Source organism: Caballeronia sp. M23-90, from assembly GCF_053574605.1.
In genome coordinates this window covers 63,389-86,000 of record NZ_JBSIPA010000001.1, presented here as the reverse complement: position 1 = coordinate 86,000, position 22,612 = coordinate 63,389, and the positions used below count along the sequence as shown (strand labels likewise).

At 54.6% G+C, this 22,612-nt stretch carries 19 protein-coding genes; 10 read left to right on the top strand and 9 right to left on the bottom strand.

The genetic code is table 11. From position 1 onward, the window contains the following. Position 1: 1 nt before the first annotated feature. Complete coding sequence (locus tag ACRXB1_RS00405) at positions 2 to 673, bottom strand: AAA family ATPase (RefSeq protein WP_449490681.1); 672 nt, start codon at positions 671 to 673, stop codon at positions 2 to 4. Positions 674 to 2,511: 1,838 nt separating this feature from the next. Between ACRXB1_RS00405 and ACRXB1_RS00400 the strand changes: the two genes are divergently transcribed. Beyond that, positions 2,512 to 3,354, top strand: a complete 843-nt coding sequence (locus ACRXB1_RS00400) for a hypothetical protein (protein ID WP_449490680.1) — start codon at positions 2,512 to 2,514, stop codon at positions 3,352 to 3,354. Between the two features lie 53 nt (positions 3,355 to 3,407). Further along, positions 3,408 to 3,860: a hypothetical protein gene (locus ACRXB1_RS00395; RefSeq protein ID WP_449490679.1), complete on the top strand. Its 453-nt coding sequence runs from the start codon at positions 3,408 to 3,410 to the stop codon at positions 3,858 to 3,860. 52 nt (positions 3,861 to 3,912) lie between these two features. On the opposite strand, the gene ACRXB1_RS00390 is transcribed toward ACRXB1_RS00395, so the two are convergent. Continuing rightward, the gene (locus tag ACRXB1_RS00390) at positions 3,913 to 5,688 is read right to left on the bottom strand and encodes a phage integrase family protein (protein ID WP_449490678.1); all 1,776 of its coding nucleotides are present in this window, start codon (positions 5,686 to 5,688) and stop codon (positions 3,913 to 3,915) included. Then, entirely contained in the window at positions 5,688 to 6,194 is a 507-nt protein-coding gene (locus ACRXB1_RS00385) for a hypothetical protein (protein WP_449490677.1), read from the bottom strand. The genes ACRXB1_RS00390 and ACRXB1_RS00385 overlap by 1 nt, the downstream gene beginning before the upstream one ends. 730 nt (positions 6,195 to 6,924) lie before the next feature. On the opposite strand from ACRXB1_RS00385, the gene ACRXB1_RS00380 reads away from it, so the two are divergent. Both ACRXB1_RS00380 and ACRXB1_RS00375 read left to right on the top strand, forming a co-directional pair. After that, positions 6,925 to 7,200, top strand: coding sequence for an HU family DNA-binding protein (locus ACRXB1_RS00380; protein WP_449490676.1), 276 nt, complete (start codon positions 6,925 to 6,927; stop codon positions 7,198 to 7,200). A gap of 689 nt (positions 7,201 to 7,889) precedes the next feature. Next, on the top strand, positions 7,890 to 8,639 hold the full coding sequence (locus tag ACRXB1_RS00375; RefSeq protein WP_449490675.1) for a DUF5131 family protein: 750 nt from the start codon (positions 7,890 to 7,892) through the stop codon (positions 8,637 to 8,639). Here ACRXB1_RS00375 and ACRXB1_RS00370 read toward each other — a convergent pair. Then, a complete protein-coding gene (locus ACRXB1_RS00370; protein WP_449490674.1) occupies positions 8,632 to 9,897 on the bottom strand; it encodes a three-Cys-motif partner protein TcmP in 1,266 nt (421 codons plus the stop codon). The genes ACRXB1_RS00375 and ACRXB1_RS00370 overlap by 8 nt on opposite strands. 114 nt (positions 9,898 to 10,011) lie before the next feature. On the opposite strand from ACRXB1_RS00370, the gene tcmP reads away from it, so the two are divergent. From tcmP to arsC, 3 genes are all read left to right on the top strand, one after another. Further along, positions 10,012 to 10,851: a three-Cys-motif partner protein TcmP gene (gene tcmP / locus ACRXB1_RS00365; protein ID WP_449490673.1), complete on the top strand. Its 840-nt coding sequence runs from the start codon at positions 10,012 to 10,014 to the stop codon at positions 10,849 to 10,851. A 387-nt stretch (positions 10,852 to 11,238) separates the two neighbouring features. After that, positions 11,239 to 12,321, top strand: a complete 1,083-nt coding sequence (locus tag ACRXB1_RS00360) for an ArsO family NAD(P)H-dependent flavin-containing monooxygenase (RefSeq protein ID WP_449490672.1) — start codon at positions 11,239 to 11,241, stop codon at positions 12,319 to 12,321. Positions 12,322 to 12,329: 8 nt separating this feature from the next. Then, entirely contained in the window at positions 12,330 to 12,752 is a 423-nt protein-coding gene (arsC, locus tag ACRXB1_RS00355; protein ID WP_449490671.1) for an arsenate reductase (glutaredoxin), read from the top strand. 10 nt (positions 12,753 to 12,762) lie between these two features. Here the strand turns inward: arsC and moaA are convergent, their stop codons facing one another. Genes moaA through ACRXB1_RS00335 form a run of 4 tightly spaced genes read right to left on the bottom strand, consistent with a single transcriptional unit; the run spans position 12,763 to position 17,298 of the window. Next, the gene (gene moaA, locus ACRXB1_RS00350; protein WP_449490685.1) at positions 12,763 to 13,863 is read right to left on the bottom strand and encodes a GTP 3',8-cyclase MoaA; all 1,101 of its coding nucleotides are present in this window, start codon (positions 13,861 to 13,863) and stop codon (positions 12,763 to 12,765) included. A 26-nt stretch (positions 13,864 to 13,889) separates the two neighbouring features. Continuing rightward, positions 13,890 to 14,219, bottom strand: coding sequence for a c-type cytochrome (locus ACRXB1_RS00345; protein ID WP_449490670.1), 330 nt, complete (start codon positions 14,217 to 14,219; stop codon positions 13,890 to 13,892). A gap of 55 nt (positions 14,220 to 14,274) precedes the next feature. Further along, positions 14,275 to 16,752, bottom strand: coding sequence for an arsenate reductase (azurin) large subunit (locus ACRXB1_RS00340; protein ID WP_449490669.1), 2,478 nt, complete (start codon positions 16,750 to 16,752; stop codon positions 14,275 to 14,277). Positions 16,753 to 16,764: 12 nt separating this feature from the next. Further along, the gene (locus ACRXB1_RS00335; protein WP_449490668.1) at positions 16,765 to 17,298 is read right to left on the bottom strand and encodes an arsenate reductase (azurin) small subunit; all 534 of its coding nucleotides are present in this window, start codon (positions 17,296 to 17,298) and stop codon (positions 16,765 to 16,767) included. Positions 17,299 to 17,425: 127 nt separating this feature from the next. Here ACRXB1_RS00335 and ACRXB1_RS00330 point away from each other — a divergent pair, with 127 nt between their 5' ends. The 3 genes from ACRXB1_RS00330 to ACRXB1_RS00320 are packed head-to-tail and all read left to right on the top strand — an operon-like array spanning position 17,426 to position 21,166. Further along, a complete protein-coding gene (locus ACRXB1_RS00330; protein ID WP_449490667.1) occupies positions 17,426 to 18,355 on the top strand; it encodes a substrate-binding domain-containing protein in 930 nt (309 codons plus the stop codon). Next, entirely contained in the window at positions 18,273 to 19,826 is a 1,554-nt protein-coding gene (locus tag ACRXB1_RS00325) for a sensor histidine kinase (protein WP_449490666.1), read from the top strand. Before ACRXB1_RS00330 ends, ACRXB1_RS00325 begins: the two co-directional genes overlap by 83 nt. Then, positions 19,823 to 21,166 (top strand): sigma-54-dependent transcriptional regulator, encoded by a 1,344-nt coding sequence (locus ACRXB1_RS00320; protein ID WP_449490665.1) that lies wholly within the window; start codon positions 19,823 to 19,825, stop codon positions 21,164 to 21,166. The genes ACRXB1_RS00325 and ACRXB1_RS00320 overlap by 4 nt, the downstream gene beginning before the upstream one ends. Positions 21,167 to 21,314: 148 nt before the next feature. Here the strand turns inward: ACRXB1_RS00320 and ACRXB1_RS00315 are convergent, their stop codons facing one another. Then, positions 21,315 to 22,598: an arsenic transporter gene (locus ACRXB1_RS00315; RefSeq protein WP_449490664.1), complete on the bottom strand. Its 1,284-nt coding sequence runs from the start codon at positions 22,596 to 22,598 to the stop codon at positions 21,315 to 21,317. Positions 22,599 to 22,612: the final 14 nt, after the last annotated feature.

Here is a 22,612-nt window from a genome sequence, read left to right as displayed (position 1 = left end):
TTTAATCCTCAATGAGCCCTACGATCGTGAGAATTTCCTTCGCTACTGCGGTGATTTCATCTTTCGCCTGCTTGGCGGTGCGCTGCCCTCTTACGCTAAAGACAGTAGCGCCCATCCCGATAGACGTTTTATAAATCTCGCGAAGTGCGATGGTGTTCTTGAGAATCGGATAGGGGTTGTCCTCGGCCATAGCCGCCCTTACTTCGGCATAGCCTGTGGTTTTTGTATTAACCCGGTTGAAAACAATCCCACAACCTTTGGGGTTGCTGCCGATTGTTCTGCGAACCAGCTGCAGCATGCCGACGGTACTCCATGCGTCGAGTGCCGACGCGTCCATGGGAACTAATACAAAATTAGATGCACCCACAGCGACCTCAGTGTTTTTGTCATGCACCGACGGCGGACAGTCGACGATGACGAGGTCGTAATCGTTTGCTATTCGTTTGATTTCACGGTCGAGATTTTTTCCAGCTGCCGCTAAGTTCACCACTGTAAATGGGTATGGAGCTTCGCCCGCTCCAGTCGCGCGAACAGACGAGCTCTGCGAGTCCGCATCAACGACAAGCACCCGCAATTCAGGGTCATCGTCACAATACGCACCGGCCAGATTTAGGCTAAGCGTGGTTTTGCCACTTCCACCTTTTTGGTTCGCGACGGCAATGACTATTCCCAAGGGCTTTTCTCCATTTAAGAAATCGCATAAATAACAAACTAAAAAGAATCAGTCGTTTATGTATTTGCGTGAAAAAATTTAGGTTTGTCCGAGACTACTCACTATGAGAACGGCTGTCGTTTCCGATTTTTATCAAATAACCGGCTGGATGTCCACAATTTTCACGACGCGAGCGTCGCGGTGCCCAAAAAATATCTCTTGATCCCAAGTTTTTTTTGTTCCCGGACTTCAAATACCCATTAGGTGGTAGAGGGGCGATGTTGAAAAAGGTGCACGACCCTGCGAGGTGTGCGTGATTACCTTGGTTCGTCGCGACAAAAAACCGTCGAGTTTCCACGTGGAAATCGAACAGAGTACTGATACTGGCCGTCAGTTTGCTGGGTCGAGTTTCCACGTGGAAACCGAACAGAGGACTGCTGCTGGCCGTCAGCTTGCTGGGTCGAGTTTCCACGTGGAAACCGAACAGAGGACTGCTGCTGGCCGTCAGCTTGCTGGGTCGAGTTTCCACGTGGAAATCGGACAGAGGGGCACGCTGGCCGTCAGTTTGCTAAATTAGGCTGACCTGTGAACGCCTAATGTTGCCGGAACCTCGCCCTGTCGATTCCATCATTTCTGTCAGAACCGAGCAGATCGGAGCAATTCTAAAATGCTGCGATGACGAAGTCATTCTTGTCATTATCGCGTGTGTCTGTGCCTGTTTTACGCAACTGGTTTGCATTCTCTGCGCGTTTGCGTCGCGCAAGTGTAGACGTGGCTTACACGCTGGTCGTAGTTGAGCGCTCGGGCTTGGCGAACGCGGGGAAAATCTTCATCTGACGACAAAGTGGTTTCCACGTGGAAACCATAGAAAGATAGATACAAGGCATCGGCATTGCGAGCCGCTGATGACTCAAAAATCCGTTTCCTGTTAAAGCAAGTCGAGGGTTTCCATCGCGGTCTTGGAAAGCTTTGGCACAGGCATCAGAGACTGTGCGGATCCTTGTTGATCACTTTCCGACGTTTCAGGCGCCAACCCGTGTGTGCCGCTGCCTCACCTTTCGAGTACCCGCAGGGTGTCTGAGGCTAGGTGAAGATCTCGGAATTGGTGCCTAGCCGTCTAGGTCAAAGAAAAAGCGATGGAACCAGGCCTGGATCCTGACGGATCCTTCGGTGATCAGATTATCTTGTCGCGAACTAAGGGGCTTGGACCCCATAAGTATCGAATGTTCGTTAATTTCGAATCTAACTTCGATTGTCTTTGGCTCAGTGCATTGCTCTCCAATTTGTGTTCTAGACTAAACCAAAGTATGTGAAGTTGGAGGGAGCGGTTCACTTTTCATCGAAAATGTGAAAATTCGTAGATTAACGTTTTCACGAGTGACTCATGGCCAGAGAAATTTCAAGCGCTTTCAAGGCTCATTCCATTGGCCAGTGCGTGTGACACGAAGGTACGGCGCATCCGATGAGGGCTGACCACACTAGATGAGAGAGATGATGAGAGTATTCACGAAGGGCAACTGCTGTGGCCTTGGCGACGAACCGTCTCACGGCCGGAAGTAGACGGTGAGCCGCCCCAGCCTGGCGGGCTATGGCGGCCAGTGCGTAGTGAACACGTCGTCGCGCCGGGCCGCTCACGCAGCACCCGGTCAGCGCAGACAAGCGGATCGCGAGCGAGGGTAATCGCTCGTTTGGTAGTCGCCTTTGCAATTCTCGCGTCCATTCCGTCGTCAAAGGACTGCAATTGAAGCTCTAATACGCTTCTTTTCGGTGAGTTGACAACACGAAAGTTTGGATATCCTTGGGTAGCTGCGAGTTCCGCCATCGACCTTAAGACGTGGCAATCAAAAATTACAATTGAAATGGATAAAGAAACCTTAGTAAAAGATCACCTGGCCCTTGCCAATTTATATAGCAACGGGAAGGGTGTCTGGTGGAAAACAATCGAGGAGGCCTCTCACGTTCTGTCGTTGACCGAACCTCGAGTTTCGGCCCAGCAAATAAAACAAGCAAGGGCGGTGGCAGCATTTCCTGCGGAGGTCATTCGATTATTCGAGAAGAGTGGAACAAACACATATGTTCGCAGGAAAATTATTGAAGCAAAAGAATGTTTGGGGTGGCCGGAAGTAGTGAAGCGGGCATTGACGTTAAAACCTGCAGAAACGAGAGCTGAGCGACTCAGTATCTTATCTACTCTCGCAAGTGGCAAACGATCGGAAAATTTGTTTCGCGGCGAAACCCCCTTGGCGCTAAAAAAGATCTACCAGGAAGGCCTAGAAAACGGTCGTTGGAAAAATCTATCGCAAGCAAGCAAAGGGCTCGGTTTCACTAGCAATTCTTTATACAAAGCAATGGATATATGCAAGCTACGGAAACCGGTTACCGATCACTTTCCGCCGGATAAGATCTCAGTTTATCTCGGTACGGAGTTGCTTAAAGTGATGAATTTGTTGGGTTGCGCAGAGTTCGAAAGACGCGTTTGTCTTTTGGAGGAAAATAATCAAAACCTGTCTTTTAAAGCGAAACTAGCAAAGATTAGGGCGGACACCGTTTCGGTTGTTACTGAAATAAAAGTGCGCCGTGCGCGTGGCAAAGTAATCATTGAACTTCATTGCGACGATAAGAATGGAAAACTTACCTCCCGTCAAAGAGACTTAGTGTCGTTGATCGGTTCAACGATTAACGCGTTTAACTGTGTCCAATAGTAGATATACTGAATAACTCTCGACATCAAGCGAACGAGCTAACAGGGCGAACAATGGGAAAAATCAGAAAACTCAAGGTTGTTGTTGAGGCAATGACAAATTCCGGGGATTTTGTGGAACTCTTCGACCAAGATTTCGTGGAAGAGCAGGCGAGGGCGATGATGGCAGCTGCAATGGCGGATGAACAGGCGCTCGATTTCGATGAGACCGAAGGCAATATCAGTGTGTCGTTGTTTAACGATAGGTTGGAAGAGGATGACCTTGATTCTTCGGAAACAGATTTCGTTCAGTTTCCCCACGACTTCGCTGTAGAGGCGCTGCATCTCCATTTTGGTTGGGATAGGTCGTTTTTATTTGAGGCTCTTTCAATACGCCGGATCAGGCGTCTGATAGAAGAGCATAACAATTTACGTGTCCCGGCAAATTCAAGGCACCACGAGTATTTTTACGACCTGATGTCCAGTTTGAACAGTGTTGATTCAATAGAAAAGGGCTATTTCAATTAGCTATTTTTATGATGGTCCAGCCGTACGTTAGGTGCATACGCCAAAAAAATACTCAGTCGCGGTTAAATAATTTTCCTGCTTCTTCCATCATTCTTTTTTTCTCCGCCTGTACATAGATGCTTGTGGTTTGCAACGAGCGGTGGCCAAGAATCTTTTGGACAACATCAAGGGGGGCGTCGGCGGCTGCAGAAAGCGTTCCGAAGGTATGTCGAAATGCGTGAGAGGTTGTTTTGCTCAGTTTCAACCGTTCTTCGGGCCCAAAGATATCCGATTCTATGATCAAACTTAATAATGAGCGTTCGACAAGACGCCCTAAAGCACCCGGGTGATAGGGCGCTCGATTATCGGCGTGCTTGGATTGTGCGTCAGGAGCCTGGGGGATGATCATCGGCGAGATCAAAGGTCCTCGAGCGTCGGCACTGTCAAAATCTTCCATTCGATCTTTCCAATGCTCCGAAAAAGCGCTCACAGCGTTTGGACTTACAGGTACGGTTCGAAGTTTCGCGCGTTTCCCGATGACCGTCAGTTCCCACAACGGTTCCCGTGCTGTCCCGTAGATAGATAACCTAAGATTTTCGCGCCGAGCGTGCGCTGCTTCCTCGCGTCTTAGACCGGACTCGGCCATGAGCAGTATTGCGGCTCTGGCAATGCGCCATTGGCTGGCCTGAGGCGCTTTCGCCCGCCGGTCCAACTCCATGGAAAGCCGTTCCCATAACCCGCGACTCAACGCACGCTCAATTTGGATATCGTCCTCCCGCGTAACGGTAACCGGATCGTTGACCGCTTTCCAGGGGTTGCCGGCGAGATAACGCACGTCGACAAGCCACGTGAATGCTGCGCGAATAGCCCGCGTGGCATAACGCTGCGACTCGGGGCTTAGGGCGCCAACGGAGAATGGGCGCCAACGTTCAGAGGATCTTGAAACTCTCGGTCCAACAAACGAAGGCGAGGGGAGTTTGAGGAAATCTTTATACGCTTCGCAGTCGTCGACCAGTAGTGAGCTCATCGGCTTGCCTCGGACCATAACGGACCACAGAACAAATCGTTCCAGTTCCTTTGTGTAAGCACGAAGGGTCTTTGGCTGATCTCGGTATTGGTTCAGATAGGCACGCACCGCGTCCAAGTCATGTTGCGCCTTGATGTAGCAAAACGCGCTAGAGCGGTTTTCACCGGTTTTCCCCGAGAGGCCGCTATTTAGACCCATGCGCTCAAGGGGGGCCAGTTTGCCCATCGCGCCGTCAATCAAAACCACGTTGGCTGACACCAGCGGTTCACTGGTATCCACATCATCGTCGACCCGACGTCCAAGCACGTCCTCGTGCCGCCGCAACCACGCGACAATGATGCGAGCACGGTGGGCACCAATGCGAGGGACCGAGCGCCACCAGGTCCCGCCGCGACGATTGCACAGGGCAATTAAGTCGCCGAGCGTCGATACCCGTTGGGATTTGAGACGCTTGGCAACCATGGGCCGGAACCACATCCCGATCCCGTGGTTGATGTGCGGTAAAGCTGCTGACAATTGCGCAGCTTCTGTGACCATCTTTAGCGTGACGGCTGTTAGTTTGGCGCTGCCGTGCTTTTTGACCGATGTTTTCAGATGGTCGGCGAGTACCGTCGAGCCGTTCTCGATAGCCAGATGGACCAGCTTATTTAACAAAGTCCGCAGGTATCGCTCCATTGCTCCGGGCGTGGCAGCATGGGCGTCTTCGTCGGTGTCGTAATAGGTGCGCGCAATTACCTTAGGAGAAATGCGCTGAACGAAGGCTCGCAACGCAGCCAGATCTTTCGCGGTAAAGCTACGGCCGATTTCGAGATCTTCTGCCATTAGCTGCGCTCCTGCGGCGTTGAATAAGGGTCCAAGGTCCGTCGCGCGCGTGCCAAAACGACCTGAGGGTGTCGCGCAAATACGGAATTAAAGCCATCGAGCAATTCGTTGTAAAAAACGAGCCCGCGGACTGGATGAAAAATCCGATCGTTGTAGAGCGCGTGCAGTCGGGCTGAATGATCCATCAAAAGCATGGTTTCTGCTGTTGCGATTAGCCCATCAACCGCGTAGCGCTTCAGCAATTGACTACTTGGCCGCGTGAAAAGTTGCTCGCCGAACATCTGCAAGGTCAGTTGCAGAATCTCTCGTGCGGGAGGCGTGAGCTCCGGCGACGCCATAAGCAGTGCAAGACTGGGTGTGGTTGGACCTTCGACGTTGAACGAATCTACGCCAACCACATCGAGCCTGAGTCGGGATATGGGTCCTGGGTATCCAAGTATCACCAGTCGGGCGCGGTGATAAAGACCATCAATCGAAGCCTCCTCGGTGTTGTCAGGGGATTCCAAAACCTACTCCTGCAAAGGGTCCGGTGCGAAACAGCGTTATTTTGCCATCGAAACGCAGGTGTGATAATACCGATTATCACACCTGGGCCGACCGAAGCGGAGCGCTTTCGAGTTCAAGACGACGTTGGGGAAGCGCGCGGGCATGGCAGGGCGGCGTCGCCACGCTGATGTCGGTCGGCGTCACGATTGCCCGTGTTTGCAGGTGCGCGGTCCGACGCGCTAAGGTGCGGGCTTCACTCACTGAACATCGCTATTAGCGATCGGTAGGAAGAAGACCGGGCGGCAAGCCACCCAGCACAATTGTTCCGGTGCCGGTCCGCCATGTTCGAGGCCGTCAAGGCGTTTAAGAATGCAGTGAACGCGCCGTGGCGAAGCCGGGACCATGTAGATGTTGACTAGGACCATTGGCGGGGGAAATGAAGGGGTAGATAATTAGGGCTATGTACCCCTTCATTTGGCTGCATGCGCGTTCGATGCCGTCCAAGTCGGCCTCGCAAAGCGGGGACGGCCCGTAACAGTGGGCGCTCGCTGTGCCGTCGCAGAGAAAAGCTTCGCGACGTCCAGGTGAACGGGTATGGGCCGCCGAGCGCCGGCCCGGTCAGCAGCTACGGCTGAGGGTGGCCTTGTGCTTCGCTATTAACAATCAGACGGCTTGCGGCTACCGTGGTCGACTGTTGCGTTTGAACGCCGGTGTGCGGTAGGGTGCCGTTTTAAGCGGAGAAGCGAAATCATGAATAAGCAGGACCTAATCGACGCCGTAGCTGGATCTACGGGAGAGAGTAAAGCCGCAACGGGCGTGACCATCGACGCCATCCTTGATGTCGTGACGAGCGCGGTCACCAAGGGCGACGTCGTGCAGTTGATCGGCTTCGGAACTTTCTCGATGGGGGCGCGCTCGGCACGCGTCGGTCGCAACCCAGCCACCGGCGCCGAAATTCAAATTCCGGCCGCGAAGACGGTCAAGTTTACAGCGGGCAAGGCGTTTAAGGACGCCGTGAACGTTTAGTCGCTGCGGCCGCCATCATTTGGAGGAGCGTCGGCGGTGGCCGTCGATCAGAATAACTGATGACCAAGCGGCAGCAGATCGACCCATTCACCGCTGCGCGGCGCTCAACACCTGAAGTGTTCGTTCGCGTTCTGTTTGGCGAACCCGGGGCATCTAGTGATCCTCTTGCTCGAACTTCAATAAGGCAGAAGCAGCAATCTGGCGCGCTAATCAATGGGCTTCCTGGCCGAGCGACTTAGCTCGGTGCGACTCGGTGTGACGCGGTCGAAGGATCCTGGCGCTGCACGACAAGCATTCCGCCGTAATCCCGACGCACCGGATGGAAAAGGCAACAGTTAATTGTCGTGTTTGAGAAAGATAACTTTCCTCGGCTATCTGCACGCTGAACATGTCTTTAACTGCGGCGCTCTAGACGAACGATGATGATCAGTCGCTCTCTTTCGGTTGACCGAATTCGGGACCAAAGGGGTCGGTCAATCGATCGCGGTGCGAGCGTCGCGTCCATTACCGAACGTCCCTACTTCTTAAATTACTGTATAAATACACAGTAGCAAGTTTATATCGCGAAAGTACGACTGCGGAAATTGTGGTCGTTGCTTGCGAATAGGGGAGACACAAAAGAAGCAAGGCTATTTCGTAGTAGCCGCTGGAAGCCCGATAAAATCGCAACCAAACTGGGAGGTCGACTAATGAGCGGTGGGCAAAGCAAGATTGAGTGGACCGAACGCACGTGGAACCCAACCGTAGGCTGCACGAAAATCTCTAAGGGCTGCAAGAACTGCTACGCTGAAGGCATGGCGAAGCGGCTACACGCTATGGGCACTCCTGGCTACGAGAACGGCTTCAGGCTGAATATTCTGCCGAGTCGCCTCGATGAGCCGTTAAAGCGCAAGAGTCCGACGGTGTACTTCGTCAACTCAATGTCCGACCTGTTTCACCGCTCGGTCCCGGACGCCTACATCACGCAGGTGTTCGACTCGATTCGAGCATGTCCGCAGCACACCTTCCAGATTCTCACGAAGCGCGCAGAGCGCTTGGCGAGCTACTGCAGTCGTCGAGATGTTCCGGCAAACGCCTGGCTTGGCGTGACCGTTGAGGACCGCAAGTATGGGGTGCCTCGCATCGACGAGCTGCGCGAGCTTGAGGGGGGCGTGCGCTTCCTGTCGGTCGAGCCTCTTTTGGAGGACCTTGGCATCTTGAATCTTGAAAACATCGACTGGGTCATCGTCGGTGGTGAGTCCGGGCCGAAGGCGCGTCCGATGCGCGAAGAATGGGTGCGAAACGTCAAGGGCCAGTGCGAGGAGCAGGGAGTTAGATTTTTCTTCAAGCAGTGGGGCACGTGGGGCTGCGACGGCGTACGTCGCTCAAAGGGCGCGAACGGCAGGCTCCTCGAAGGACGTACCTGGGACGACATGCCCGACCGCGTGCTGCTTACGTGAAGAAGCGTCGCTGTGGCGAGTATTCGATGATGTCGGAGGCTTTGTACTGCTTTGACGGCCGCCGCATTTTGTCGTCCTTGTTTGACACCACGATACTGCCGGAGGCGTGCAAGCCCCGTATAACCATTTGCAGCCGAGCTTCGTCGGCGATGGTGTTGGAAATATGGTCGGTGAGTAATTGGCGAACGGTGAGCGGCTGCTGTCGGCCTGATAGAACTCGGCCGAGGTCGTCCTTCAATGTCTCGATGCAGAGCTCGGCTCCCCCTGCATCGAAGAGGATGGACTGACCGGTATATTGCTCGTCCCGTTTCGGGTCGTAGCCAAGCATGAAGAGCCCCGGCTCGAGTTCGTGTCCGAACTCGCTCGAGTGCTCCCAGTGCAGCGATTTCATTACATCGTGGGCCTTGTATTGCTGCGACAAGTGCACAAGCCAGTAGCTCCAAGGATTTGACGAGTCTGGCCGAACAAAGAAAAGCGTCATATATGGCGCGCCCGTTTCCGCTTTGATGCCATGCGCGACATAGCGCTGGAGCGCTGCCCGTCCAGACTCCGCCTTAATTTGCCCTAGCTGTTCCCAAGGGATGTACTGCTCGATGCCAATGCTGCGAACCGCCTTCCGATTTGCTTCTCTGTCGCTGATGTAGGTGAGGAGTGAGTCAACATTGAAGGTCATGATAACTTCTGCGTTCGGTAGCTCAGTCATCAGCCAACGAAGCTTGTCCATCGGAACTGCGTTGTAGCTGTACTGATCGAGGAGGAAAATCGCCCGGCAACCGCCTCGACGCGACTTGATGCGCTCCACGATTTTTGGCAGCTCGTCCAGAAAGCCAGCGTTTAGCACTTTAGACCGCTCGAAGTCCAGCTGCGAGATAGCGCCTTCAGCTCGCCGTTTTTCTAAATGTTGAAGGAGATACGCCGCAGACTCCCGCTTTTTCTCAACGAAGAAAAATTCAGCATCGACCTCGCGCAAAGCGCGCCGACCAACGTTCAAGTTGGCACGCGCCATATATGCGCCTCGCATCATAAGCAATGGCGTGCCGTCGACGGACTCGACCTTCTCGTTAAGGTATTCCCCGCCACCAGCAAACCCATCCACTAACGTCAATGTTAGCTTGGGCATGGTCGGCAGACTCATCAGAGTTTCGATGTATTGCTGCACATACTGTTCGACGATCGAATGCTTGACGGCACTGTGCTGATCGAGAATCGGCGGATGATGCCCGACCTGCCAGAAATACTTATCTTCTGTCTTCGCCATTTTTTGGTGTAATAGGCCCTTTTTAGTCTCCGAAAGATTATCAGGTTTCAGAAAATATTTCGGAATAACGGCATACTATTGGAGCTCCTCACTGAGCCCCCAATCTGAGAAAACATGGCCAAGAAAAATGACGATAAGGTTGTCATCGACCCGGCCGATGGTCTACCGGTCATGAAGGTCGGTCCGTGGTCGGAAGACAAGCATGTTGCGCTGTGCCGTTATGTCGACGCGGCTCGGAAGGCTCGGGCAAAATGGCCTTATGCCTCGTTTATTGACCTATTTTCTGGTCCTGGACGGGTCTTGAATCGTGAATCGGGGGTAATCTGTGACGGGGGCGTGCTGTCTGCGTGGCGCATGTCAGAACGCGGTGGAGTGCCGTTCAGCGAGATACACATTGCCGACGCCGATGCTGAAAGCGTGGAGGCTTGTGCTGCACGACTTCGCGGCGCGGGTGCCAAAGTGCAGGCATACGTCGGTAACGCGTCCACGACTGTTGACTCGGTACTTGAAAGGCTTCCCCGAGGGCTACATTTCGCCTTCCTCGACCCATTCAGCATCGAGCACCTCGGCTTTGAGATTATTCGCAAGCTTGCCGCTCGACCGAACATCGACCTTTTGATTCATTTCAGCGTAATGGACGTCCAGCGAAACATCGGTGGCGACTTCAATCTGGCCAGCTCGAGATTGGATGCGGCCGCACCGGGGTGGCGCAGAAGCCTGCGGTTAAAAGAGGTTCCCAAGCGCGAACAAGTCGGTGAATATCTGGACTATTGGGAATCGCTGGTGACAGATCTGACCAAAATGCAGGTTGCCCAGTCCAAGCCGTTATTCGTCAACATGAAAAAGGGGCCGTTGTATCGCCTAATCCATCTCGCTCGTCATCCGCTAGCGACGAAGCTTTGGGATGACGCTGCGTTGCCGACGTCGCGCCAGCAAACCCTGCCCGGAATGTGAATACCTGATGTGTCGATACAGGTGTTGTTGTTGAACGTTAATTCTGCCAGTTGTGTCGATATATACGCTAGCGGGAAAACCGCGTGGGGCAAAGTAATGTTGCGCTACGACCTTCGAATCTGGCTTCGACACGCCGCAGAATTCCAGATAGCTCGTTGCGAAGAGGCGAAGATCCCCTTGGAGCCGCATATGTTCAGCGCTACAGTTCGCTCCAAACCGGTTTTCTTCTCAGCAACCACGGTCTCAATCTTGGCCTTGCCCGCGGCATCGGAGATCAGCGCATGACGGTATAAGAGAATACGGATCTCAGTGATCGGACACATCTTCCGAGGGTGAAAACTATCGACTCATCCAGTATTATCGAAGTATGCAACGCGTAAAAATCCCATGTCAAAAGAAACTCCAATAGCACCTATTCTCGTGGATGTTTTAGTCATTGGCGGCGGACAATCAGCGCTTGCCACAGCCTACTTCTTGCGCCGAGCGGCCGTCAGTTATCAGGTCCTGGATGATCAACCGACTCCCGGCGGCGCATGGCAGCACGCTTGGGATTCACTTAACCTGTTTTCGCCGGCGCAATGGAGTTCACTTCCTGGCTGGTTGATGCCGTCAACGCCAGACGAGTATCCGTCGCGCGATCACGTTGTTCGATACCTAGCCCAATACGAGGAGCGCTATGACATCCCGGTGCATCGTGGTGCTCGGGTGATCTCGGTGTCTCGTGAGGACGACGGGCTGCTTGTCTCGACGGATGATCAGCAATGGCTTGCTAAGGCAGTCGTCAGCGCGACCGGAACATGGAACTGTCCGTACATTCCGACGTATCCAGGGCAAGAGAGATTCAAAGGCATCCAAGTGCATTCGGCGCAATACGCGAGCCCGGAGCCGTTCAGGGGAAAGGATGTGCTGGTGGTCGGCGGAGGTAACTCGGGAGCACAGATCCTAGCCGAACTATCACACGTCTGTAACACGACGTGGGTCACAGTGGAGGAGCCGACTTTTCTGCCAGATGACGTTGATGGACGCGTTCTTTTTGAACGCGCGACGCAGCGGTGGAAAGCACGAGCAGAGGGTAGGCCCGATCCGTTCCAGAGCGGCGGCCTCGGCGACATCGTTATGATTCCGGCTGTTCGGGAAGCTCGCGAACGCGGTGCTATGCACGCAGTGCGGCCGTTCTCCAAGTTCGTCGATGACGGCGTTGTCTGGCCAGATGGCGCGCCCTCGCATGTTGACGCGGTATTGTGGTGTACGGGCTTTCGACCTGCACTGAAACACTTAGCACCGCTGCACCTCATAAATGATGTTGGCCGAGTGGATGTGATCGATGGCCGAGCAACGCAGGAGCCCAGGCTTTGGCTGGTGGGATATGGTGAGTGGTGCGGTTTCGCCTCAGCAACACTCATCGGTGTCACGCGAACTGCAAGGTCGACCGGCGCACAAATTACCGAGTATTTGAACTCATTTCGATAAGGAAATTTATGCGCGTCACTATCTATCACAATCCAGAATGCGGCACTTCCCGCAACACGCTCGCCATGATTCGAAATGCGGACATCGAACCGACAGTCATCGAGTATTTGAAGACACCACCGAGCCGCGAAATCCTCACAAAGCTGATCGAAGAATCGGGTTTAAGCGTACGCGAGGCCATACGGCAAAAAGGGACCCCTTATGCGGATCTTGGTTTGGACAACCCCGTGCTCAACGACGAGCAACTCATCGACGCAATGCTGGATCATCCGATCCTGATTAACCGACCGTTTGTTGTCACCCCCATAGGAGTACGGCTTTGCAGGCCGTCGGAAGTCCTTCTCGATATCCTCCCCGAAGCGCTCACGAAGCCTTTTACGAAGGAAGACGGGGAAGTAGTTATCGACGAACAGGGAAAACGAGTGAGTTGATCAAGCGTTGTCAGCCACCGAGCAGCGACATTTCAGCATGGCGTTGTTCCGACTTACCCGTTTCCTTCCCGCGCTCTTCTGAGTATCGGTCACTGCGCGCTCCCCAGAGGTTCCGAATTTCTTGCTGAATCTCTTCTGGACCTGCGCACCGCCGCAACGCGGGGCGCAGGTTCAATCCTTCAGCGCCGAACAGGCAGGTGAAGAGTCGCCCATCTGCAGTGAGTCGAAGGCGCGTGCAATCCGCGCAAAACGGCTCGGTGACACTTGAGATAAACCCCACGCTGCCGATGCCGTCTGCGAACTGAAACGTGCGCGACGTCGCGCGATCTGATCGGACTCCGTCGGCCGCAAGCGGGAATACCTTGTCGATGCGCTTGACCAGCTCTGCGGACGGCACGACCTCCCGCATGTTCCACCGATTGGTGGCACCCACATCCATGTACTCGATGAACCGAGGCGTCACGCCCGTCCCCCGAAATCGGCGAACGATCGGAATTATTTGGTCCTCGTTCACGCCTCGCTGGACGACCGTGTTTACCTTGATATTTTTCATGCCGGCCTCGATGGCCGCACCGATTCCATCGAGCACGACGTCTATGTCAACGGATGAACCGCTCATGGCAGTGAAAACCTGCGCATCGAGTGCATCCAGGCTAACAGTGAGGCGGTCCATTCCGGCATCGCGCAGGCTGCGAGCTTTGCAACGTAGCAACGAGCCATTGGTTGTTAGGGTCACTTCTACTGGACGACCTAGTGGTGTGCGAAGCGCGCTAAGCCGTGCGACCAAAAGCTCAATGTCCTTGCGTAACAACGGCTCACCGCCGGTCAACCGGAGCTTCTCGACGCCTGCTGCGATCGCTGCCGTCGCGACCGTTTCAATTTCCTCGAACGATAGAATTCGGTCTCGCGGCAAGTACTCGTAGTCTTTGCCGAACACGTCGCTCGGCATGCAGTACGAACAACGGAAGTTGCACCGATCTGTCAGTGAGATTCGGAGGTCCCGCAACGGACGGCGCAGTTGGTCAATTGCGGGTCCCGCCGCATGCGGCGCGCCTGCCATCACGGGCCGCTGCAATCGCATAATCGATATCGGGATAACACGGTGCAGTATTGATGACATAGAGCCGCCTTGTCGCGTCACTGAGTGGGCGCGCCTGCTAACACCCATGTCAATACAACCCGTAAGTCAGCGTCACTAATACCCGGGTTCGGCGGCATTGCCATGGGTCCCCAAACACCTGAGCCGCCGTTCTTGACTTTCTTCGTCAGGGTGACAAGGGCGTCGGCGTCCCCCTTGTACTTCAGGCCGACATCGTGGTAGGCCGGACCGACGACCTTATGGTCGACAGCGTGGCAACTGAAGCACATGTTTTTGCTAGCGATGCCTTGCGCTTTTGCAGCATCAACATCTGCAAGTGCGTGGGTCGTGGCAAACGCAGTCAGACAAACAGCGAGCAATCGTTTCATCGAATCGTCCCGTGATAAAAAAGCCGCGTGCATCCCTGCCAGCGGCGTAGTGAGTCTATGCAAAACGGCGGCTCTTGAAGCTCACAGTTCGTTTGTAGTCTTCCATAGAGCCTACTCGGCGGAGGTTGGCCCACGTACCCTTGTAGTATGGAATGACATTGCGGTCGACCCAGTCGGTCGTAACATCTCCCTGGATTCCATTGACGTACCCGAACATCATGAAGGTTTGGTCGCGCTTAATATCCGCCGTCGGGTAGGTCATCGCGTAGGTGGAGCCGAAGTCGTTGTAGACCTCCACGACATCGCCAGCTTCCAGCTTCAGTTCTTTCGCGTCGTCCGGATTTATCTCGATATAGGCCATCGGGTAGCGCGCCCGAATGAACTCGTTGTATTGGTCGTGATAGGCCGTCTGCCACACCTCGTTGTTGCGTCCGTTGTTAATCCAGAAACGGAATTTTTCCTTCTGCTGGGCGACGGTTTTAGGCAGGCCGCCCCACGGCGCAGGCTTGAATTGGGCTTTGCCGTCAGGCGTATCGAATTTCGAATCGGTGTAGAGCATCTCCGTGCCAACGAACTTTCCGTTGTCGAACGACTTAACGGGAAGTTGCACGCCGTTATTTCCTGCGGCTCGCAACCGCTCGTAAGTTACAAAATGCCCGGTGTCACCTCCCTGGCTATCAATCTTTCCCACGCCAGGCTGCCCTACTTGCCGGAATCCGTCGTTGAACGCGTCCTCCTCGCTTTTCCAGTCAAAGCCGCTAAATCGAGTCACCATCGCGTTGTTGCCTTCCGCCTGGTACATGGCCCTCAATGTGTTTGCCACGCGGGCCGCGATAAGCGAGTCGGCCATTGCGCTGCCTGGCGCATCCATGAACTTCTGAGAAAGACGCATGCGCCGCTCGCCGTTCATTGACGTCAGATTTGTTTCACCCGGATGGGCAGCAGGGAGCATCAGGTGCGCGGCTTCTGCAAGTTTCGTGGGATAAAGGTTCACCGACGCAACGAACAGCCCCCCCTTGCTCGTCGCATCGTAAATTACATCGACCATCTCGGCGTCCGTCGCGCCCTTGGCCTTTTGCATTGCCTGTTTCACAATTTGTGAGCGCCGCAGGACGGCCTCGCGGAGCGCCTCAGTGTTGTTGCTAGTCTGAAAATTATTGCTACCCCACCAGGTCATCACGCGACCCTTGTCGTGAATGAGTTGTTGGTCGATATATATCTTCGAATCACCCGGGTATGGCGGACGGGTGTAACCTTCTTGATGACCGCCCATACGAACCACGCCAGTACCGCGTCGACCGACATTGTGGGTGGCAAGTACAAGGTCAACCAATGAGGACTGTATAAGGTAATTATCATTGCCCCAGATGATGCCTTTCTCATATGCATGCATCGTTCGCGTCATCTGTCCCGCAGCTTTGGGCTTATATGCCCATTCGGCGGCGGTACGAATCTTGTCCACGGGAATGCCAGTGACCTTGCTGGAATCCTCCAGGGTCATGTGGTTCGTTTTGACCGCAGCATCGAAGCCATTTGTATGCTGCGTGATAAATTCTTTGTCGACCCAGCCTTGTTCGACAACATAGGTGAACAGGCCGTTGAACAGCGCAACGTCGGTTCCTGGCTGAATGTCCAAATGCAGCACATTAGCAGCGCCGGCAACTTGCTCTGCTATCGCGATAGTAGGCGTACGCCGAGGGTCGACGAAGATAATTTTGGTCGCAGGCGTCGCCTCTCCTGGAAACCGCTGTTTCTTCTTGTCTGTAGTACCACCTTGCAAATTGGGAATCCAGTGATTCAGGAAGTAATTTGTCTGCGATTCGTATGCGTTGTTTCCGACGGCCATAATGACGTCGGCGACTTCGGCGTCCTCGTATGAATTGTTCAACTCGCCGATTCCCATCTCGCGCGTCGCGTGACATTCCGAGTTGTATGCAGGCCGGTTATGGATGCGCACCATCGGCGTTTGCAGAGCCGTGAACATTAGCTTGCCGGTTGCCCACGTGTTTTCAAAACCGCCTCCGGCCCCACCATGGTCGAACGCGGAGAAGACGATGCCACTTGGCCCGTCTTTGTCGAGCGTGCGCTTGAGCAAGCCAGCGTAAATCGCCATAGCACGGTCCCAATCGGTATCAACCCATTGGTCTCCCACGTACATGCGAGGGTTACGTAGGCGCTCGCGAGTGAGTCCATCGGGCGTGTACATATACGTCGCCATCTTGCCACCACGCGTTGAACTCAATCCGCTATTCACCACGCATTCCTTGTCCGGAACGATCATGATGCGATGGCGGCTGCCGTCCCGATTCTCGACGACATTTGTCATCGCCGGTGTGAGGGTGATGCTCAGCGGGGGAAGTTGCTTCGTATAGTCGAGACCGAGCGCATTCTGATTGGCCGCTCGACCGCCTTCTTCGTTCTCAGGCCATTTATACACGTTGTATCCGCAACCAACGATGCAGAAGTGGCACGTCATATTGGTTCGCTGCGCATTCACGGGTGGTAACGTGATGCGGCCGCCTTGATTGTCCATATCTCCCCCTGATTAGATAACGTTGGCTTGACGGCCGTACAACATTCCATCCACGCCGTTTGCCGATATTTTTCCGGTCTTCTCGTCGTATAGAAGTCGGATGCGGGGCAGATTTTCAGTTGCTTGCCCCGCAATCATTTGCCCCGCCTTCTCTGCATCGAACATGCTGTAGTGGCAACCACACTTAAAGGTGTTGGTTCCGCCATCGAACATGACAGGACACCCCATGTGGGTGCACATCATGCTGTAAGCGACGATGTCCTTATTTGGACCGACACCGCCGGGAACAGGTAATCCGAGTTTGATGGCCATGCACGGCGAGGATGCGTCCGGATAGCTAAAGGTGAGCGGTGTTCCTTGGTTCAGTTGGCTGGCAGTCGTGACGAATTTCGTCAAGTAAGGGAGCAGGGTATGGCTGGTGTTTGGAGCGAGCGCAACAGGCGGTGTAGCTGCACATGCGGGCTTCAAAATTACGGCAGCGGTTGCCGCAGCGCTCGTTCCACCAACCTTCAAAAACGTTCGTCTCGATATATTTTCGTTTGGCATTTCTGCTCCTTGATACCCGCGTGGGCAACCGTTACCATCGGGGCATCAATGGCAAGCTCTATGCCAAAACACGAAGAATGCCGCCCAGCACGGGATACAACGATTCCACGTCCCTAGAGACGTTAGAATGAGTTTCCGTGCGGTAACGGCTAAAGGGGGCAGCGCTATGGAGGGGTTACCGTTCAGTAACGCACGCCGCAAGGTATTGGGCGCAATCGCCGTGGGCGCAGCTGTTTCGTCCTATCGTCATGCGCTTGCAGCTGTCCCCGGACCGCGCAAAAAAATACTTTTCGGGACTACTGCTGTTTTTCTGGACAACCAGGTACGTTTGCTTGCGAAGTGGCGTGCGCGGCTTGAGCAACAGTTGGGGGCGGAGGTGGCTTTCGTGCAGCGCCGAAGTTACGGCGAGATTACGGAATTGCTTCTCGCAGACCAACTTGATTTGGCTTGGGTATGCGGCTATCCCTATGTGACGCATGCTGACAAGATGAAATTGCTTGCAGTGCCCCAGTATCAGGGAAAGCCTTTATATCGTTCGTACCTACTGGTTCCGGCATCCGACACATCGACCACGAGCATCGCAGCCCTAGGGGGGAGAGTTTTCGCATACAGCGACCCGCAATCTAATTCCGGCTATCTCGTTCCGCGAACGGAACTCATACGAATGGGCTTAGACCCGCGACGCTTCTTCAGCAAAACGTTTTTCACTTTTGCACATCGCAAGGTGGTTGAAGCGGTCGCATCAGGCCTGGCCTCAGCGGGAGAAATCGACGGGTATATATTCGATACGCTGGTCAAACAGGTTCCCGACTCCACTATTGGCGTCAGGATTGCGTGGCGTTCTCCCCAGTATGGGTTTCCACCTATCGTCACTCGCCGCAATCTCGCTGGAGATATGTTCAGCAGCCTGCAGACCGCGTTAATTTCGATGAACGCTGATGCCGCGGGTAGAGACGTCCTGCAGCAGCTCAATCTTGACCGCTTTATCGCCGGTGACGATTCGTTATTCGACGGCGTGCGCGGACTTGTGCTGCTTTCCGATACCGTCGTCGGGTGAGGCCGCCGTGCTAGAAAACGTGAGCTACCGCTATAAGATTCCAGGCGCGTTGATGCTGGCTATCCTACTGACGGAGCTCGCGGTTACTGCTGCGCTCGTTGCGCTTACCCTATCGGATGCGCGGCGCAACGTCGAAAGCGGCGCGCGGAACTTGGCAAATGTGACGACGCTGTCCATACGCGATTCGTTGATGCGTGACGACTTGTATCGAGTTTTCGAGGTCATCCGGGCGCCTGTTGACGCGAAGGACCAACGCAACCCGCTCAAGCAGGTCATCGTGTTCGACTCGTCCGGTCGCGTATATGCGTCAACCAATCCCAAGTTTTCCGCGACGTGGGCTCGAGCGTCATCCCTTACCGAACCTGTCGCCGAGGCAATACGCCAAGTCCGCGCAAATCCTGAATATTTCTATCTCAGCTTCCCAAGCATTTTCGCGCATGACGATGTAGTTGCAGCTCAAGCGGTCCTGGCCGAAGACGGCAGTTTTCTTGGCTATGTCGTGGTGATCTACGACACCAACAAGCTGCGCAGCGAAATAGCCACATTGCTCGTTCGGATGGTCTTACTTAGCTTATTGGGGTTGCTACTGCTTCTGCCAATTGCGTGGTGGTGGGGCAAACGAATGGCGACACCACTGCACCGGCTCAGTAATGCGATGGCCCGTGTGCACACCGCCGCTCCGGAGCTTCTGAAAAGCGAAGTGAATGCCCTTGGGCGGGACGAAATTGGTGCCCTATCGGCGAGTTTTCGCGGGATGCTCGACGAGCTTTCAGAAAAACGCCAGCTTGAACGCGAGATGGTTGTATCTGAACGATTGGCAGCGGTCGGCCGCGTCGCCGCTGGAATCGCACACGAGATTAACAATCCTCTCGGCGGGCTCATTAACGCTGTCGATACCTTGGCCAAACATGGGGCGCCTGACGGGCTCACCAGCCGCACTCTGGGCCTCTTGGAGCGTGGCCTCACGCAAATTAGGTCGACCGTCGGGGCTCTTTTGATAGAGGCAAGACTCGATTCGCCTGCGATGGGTCAAGCCGATTGGGATGACTTGCAAATTTTGGTGCATCCCGAAGTCATCACGAAAAATCTTCAGATGCAGTGGTACGTGCCGGCCGACACCGTAGCCTTGCCATCGCACCTGCTTAGGCAACTCGTGCTCAACCTCTTGCTGAACGCGGTCAAAGCAGTCGAAGAAGGTGGAACGGTCTCGTGCACAGCGACCGCTTCGCCGTCGGAAGTCTGTGTGTTGGTATCTAACACCGGCGAACACATACCTGAACACGTTGTGAACCATGTTTTCGAGCCGTATTCGCCGAACCAGAAATCGGCTGGGGTGCGCAGTTACGGCCTCGGCTTATGGGTCAGCTATCAAATCGTCACACAGCTTCGCGGGACGATAGCAGTGAGCAGCCAACCTGGCCACACGACCTTTGAAGTCGTGCTCCCTATAACTGCAGGAGACAAGACATGAGCGAGGCTTTGATATGCCTGGTCGAAGACGACCCCATCATGGGCGAATCGATGGTTGAGCGCTTTCAATTGGAAGGCTTCGAGGTCGATTGGCACACGCGCGCCGCGGATGCCTTCGCAGCGATTCCGAAGAAGGGTTACTCGGTCGTGGTAAGTGACGTGAGATTGCCCGACTTTGCGGGCGATGAGTTGTTTAGCCGGCTGCGGCGCGCAATGCCGACGGTGCCACCCTATATTCTGGTGACGGCTTATGCCTCGATTGATGGCGCCGTGTCGATGCTTAAATCGGGCGTGTCTGACTACGTGACGAAACCGTTCGACATCGCCGAATTAGTCAGGAAAATACAAGCGCTGTCTGTGCAGAACATCCCTGAACAAGCAATGCCGGCTCACGGGCCGCTTGGTGTTTCACTTGCGATGCGCAGATTAGCGGAAGCTGTCCCAAAAATAGCGAAACGAGCGTCGTCCATTCTCATCAACGGCGAGTCAGGTTCCGGCAAAGAGGTCCTTGCGCGACACATCCATGATGTTGCCGCAGGTGGCCACGAAGAGCCGTTCATTGCCGTCAATTGCGGAGCCGTACCTGAGACGTTGATGGAGTCGGAGTTCTTCGGCTTTGAGCGTGGGGCCTTTACCGGCGCGGACCGTCAAAAGAAGGGATTTTTTGAGCTCGCCCATGGTGGCACGCTGTTTCTTGACGAGATAGGTGACCTACCCCTCGCAATGCAGGTGAAGCTGCTTCGCGTCCTTCAGGAAAAACGTGTTCGAAGAGTTGGCGCTGAAAGGGATATTGAATGCAACTTCCGTCTCGTGTGCGCCACGCACAGGGAACTGCAGGAGCTTCTGAAGGCAGGACGCTTTCGGGAAGACCTGTTTTATCGTCTGAATGTCGTCACGCTGCGTGTCCCGCCGTTGCGCGAGCGAAGCGATGACGTCCTGTGGATAGCAGGCCGATTCTTGTCGGATTATGCCGAAAGCAATCGTGAGCCCGTTAAACAGCTTCATCCCGCTGCCGAGGCGGCACTCGTTGGTTTCAACTGGCCTGGAAACGTGCGTGAATTGCGAAATCGGCTCGAGCGAGCATGCTTGATGTCGGCTGGTAACGTTTTGATGCCGTCAGACGTTTTCACGGACCCTTCAGCCTTCGACGATGCGGAGGTCGCCGAAGCTCCTTTGTTGTCGGTGTACATGGACCGGTGCGAGGCGCTCTACATCAACAACGCATTGGTTAAGCACCACGGCCGAATCGCGGAAACAGCAGCCGCACTCGGCATTTCCCGCAAAAGCTTGTGGGAGCGAATGCGCCGACACAGGATTGCCGGGCAGGAGAGTTCGGCTTGAAAACGAAGCGGTCGCCATCCTGAAGGCGACCGCCGCTGCTTACAGATGCAGGTATTAAGCCGCTTACGATTCGTCGTAGACGCAAGCCCCGCGAACTTGTTTCCGCGCGCCTCTTGAGCTCAGTTATGAACCTGACCAGATCTACAGGTTAAGCCTGCAGTCGAAGAGCAAGCGCCGCGAGCGTAACAACCAAAATAGGGAGTGTCAGAACGATGCCGGTCCTGAAATAGTAGCCCCACGTGATAGTGACGTTCTTGCGAGCCAGCACATGCAGCCATAGCAAAGTCGCGAGGGACCCGATTGGAGTGATTTTTGGGCCCAGGTCACTTCCAATGACGTTGGCGAACACCATGGCCTCTTTGACGACGCCGGTTGCGCTGCTCGCATCGATAGACAGCGCTCCGACAAGCACCGTCGGCATGTTGTTCATGATAGACGACAGAAAAGCGGTGAGAAGTCCAGTGCCCAGTGCCGCCGCCCAGACGCCGTGAGCAGCGAGATAATTAAGAATTTGCGCAACATAGCCAGTGAGCCCTTGATTGCGCAAGCCGTACACCACCAGGTACATACCCAAAGAAAAGATAACGACCTGCCACGGAGCTTCCTTGAGGACCTTCTTCGTGGAGATGATGTGACCACGCCCAGCGACCACCAGAAGAATGGCTGCACCAACGGCCGCAACCGCGCTAATGGGGATGCCGACGGCGTCGCACCCGAAGAATCCAATCAGCAGCAGCGCCAACACCCACCAACCAGCCTTGAAGGTGGATGCGTCGCGAATTGCTTCGCTCGGTTGCTTGAGCTCGGCAACGTCGTAGGTGGTGGGGATGTCGCGGCGAAAATAAAATAGCAGCATGGCTAGCGTGACGGCGACCGCGACGATGTCTACGGGAATCATCACGCTCGCGTAGTGAGCAAAGCCTATTTTGAAGAAATCAGCCGAGACGATATTGACTAAATTTGAAACAACAAGCGGCAAGCTAGCAGTGTCCGCTATGAACCCCGCAGCCATCACGAACGCAAGGGTTGCGGCTGGACTAAAGCGTAGTGCAAGCAGCATTGCCATGACGATAGGCGTAAGAATTAGCGCGGCACCATCATTTGCGAAAAACGCGGCAACGGCCGCACCGAGCAGGACCAGAAACGCAAAAAGCTTCCGACCGTTGCCGTTGCCCCAACGCGCCACGTGTAGTGCAGACCATTCGAAAAAGCCGGCTTCGTCGAGAAGCAAGCTAATGATAATCACAGCGATAAACGTGAGCGTCGCGTTCCAAACGATATGCCAAACCACCGGAATATCGGAGATATGAATTACGCCAGCCAGCAGCGCGAGGACGGCACCGCCGACGGCGCTCCAGCCGATGCCCAAACCCCTCGGCTGCCAAATCACGAATACAATAGTGGCTATAAATATTAGTACTGCGGTAAGCATTAAAGACTTCCTAT

Bases quoted from the DNA above. Each gene is read 5' to 3' on its own strand.
- ACRXB1_RS00390 (WP_449490678.1), bottom strand. From the start codon at position 5,688: ATGGCAGAAGATCTCGAAATCGGCCGTAGCTTTACCGCGAAAGATCTG.
- ACRXB1_RS00380 (WP_449490676.1), top strand. From the start codon at position 6,925: ATGAATAAGCAGGACCTAATCGACGCCGTAGCTGGATCTACGGGAGAG.
- ACRXB1_RS00395 (WP_449490679.1), top strand. From the start codon at position 3,408: ATGGGAAAAATCAGAAAACTCAAGGTTGTTGTTGAGGCAATGACAAAT.
- ACRXB1_RS00400 (WP_449490680.1), top strand. From the start codon at position 2,512: ATGGATAAAGAAACCTTAGTAAAAGATCACCTGGCCCTTGCCAATTTA.
- ACRXB1_RS00360 (WP_449490672.1), top strand. From the start codon at position 11,239: ATGTCAAAAGAAACTCCAATAGCACCTATTCTCGTGGATGTTTTAGTC.
- ACRXB1_RS00370 (WP_449490674.1), bottom strand. From the start codon at position 9,897: ATGGCGAAGACAGAAGATAAGTATTTCTGGCAGGTCGGGCATCATCCG.
- ACRXB1_RS00330 (WP_449490667.1), top strand. From the start codon at position 17,426: ATGAGTTTCCGTGCGGTAACGGCTAAAGGGGGCAGCGCTATGGAGGGG.
- ACRXB1_RS00345 (WP_449490670.1), bottom strand. From the start codon at position 14,219: ATGAAACGATTGCTCGCTGTTTGTCTGACTGCGTTTGCCACGACCCAC.
- ACRXB1_RS00340 (WP_449490669.1), bottom strand. From the start codon at position 16,752: ATGGACAATCAAGGCGGCCGCATCACGTTACCACCCGTGAATGCGCAG.
- ACRXB1_RS00335 (WP_449490668.1), bottom strand. From the start codon at position 17,298: ATGCCAAACGAAAATATATCGAGACGAACGTTTTTGAAGGTTGGTGGA.
- ACRXB1_RS00320 (WP_449490665.1), top strand. From the start codon at position 19,823: ATGAGCGAGGCTTTGATATGCCTGGTCGAAGACGACCCCATCATGGGC.
- tcmP (WP_449490673.1), top strand. From the start codon at position 10,012: ATGGCCAAGAAAAATGACGATAAGGTTGTCATCGACCCGGCCGATGGT.
- ACRXB1_RS00315 (WP_449490664.1), bottom strand. From the start codon at position 22,598: ATGCTTACCGCAGTACTAATATTTATAGCCACTATTGTATTCGTGATT.
- ACRXB1_RS00375 (WP_449490675.1), top strand. From the start codon at position 7,890: ATGAGCGGTGGGCAAAGCAAGATTGAGTGGACCGAACGCACGTGGAAC.
- arsC (WP_449490671.1), top strand. From the start codon at position 12,330: ATGCGCGTCACTATCTATCACAATCCAGAATGCGGCACTTCCCGCAAC.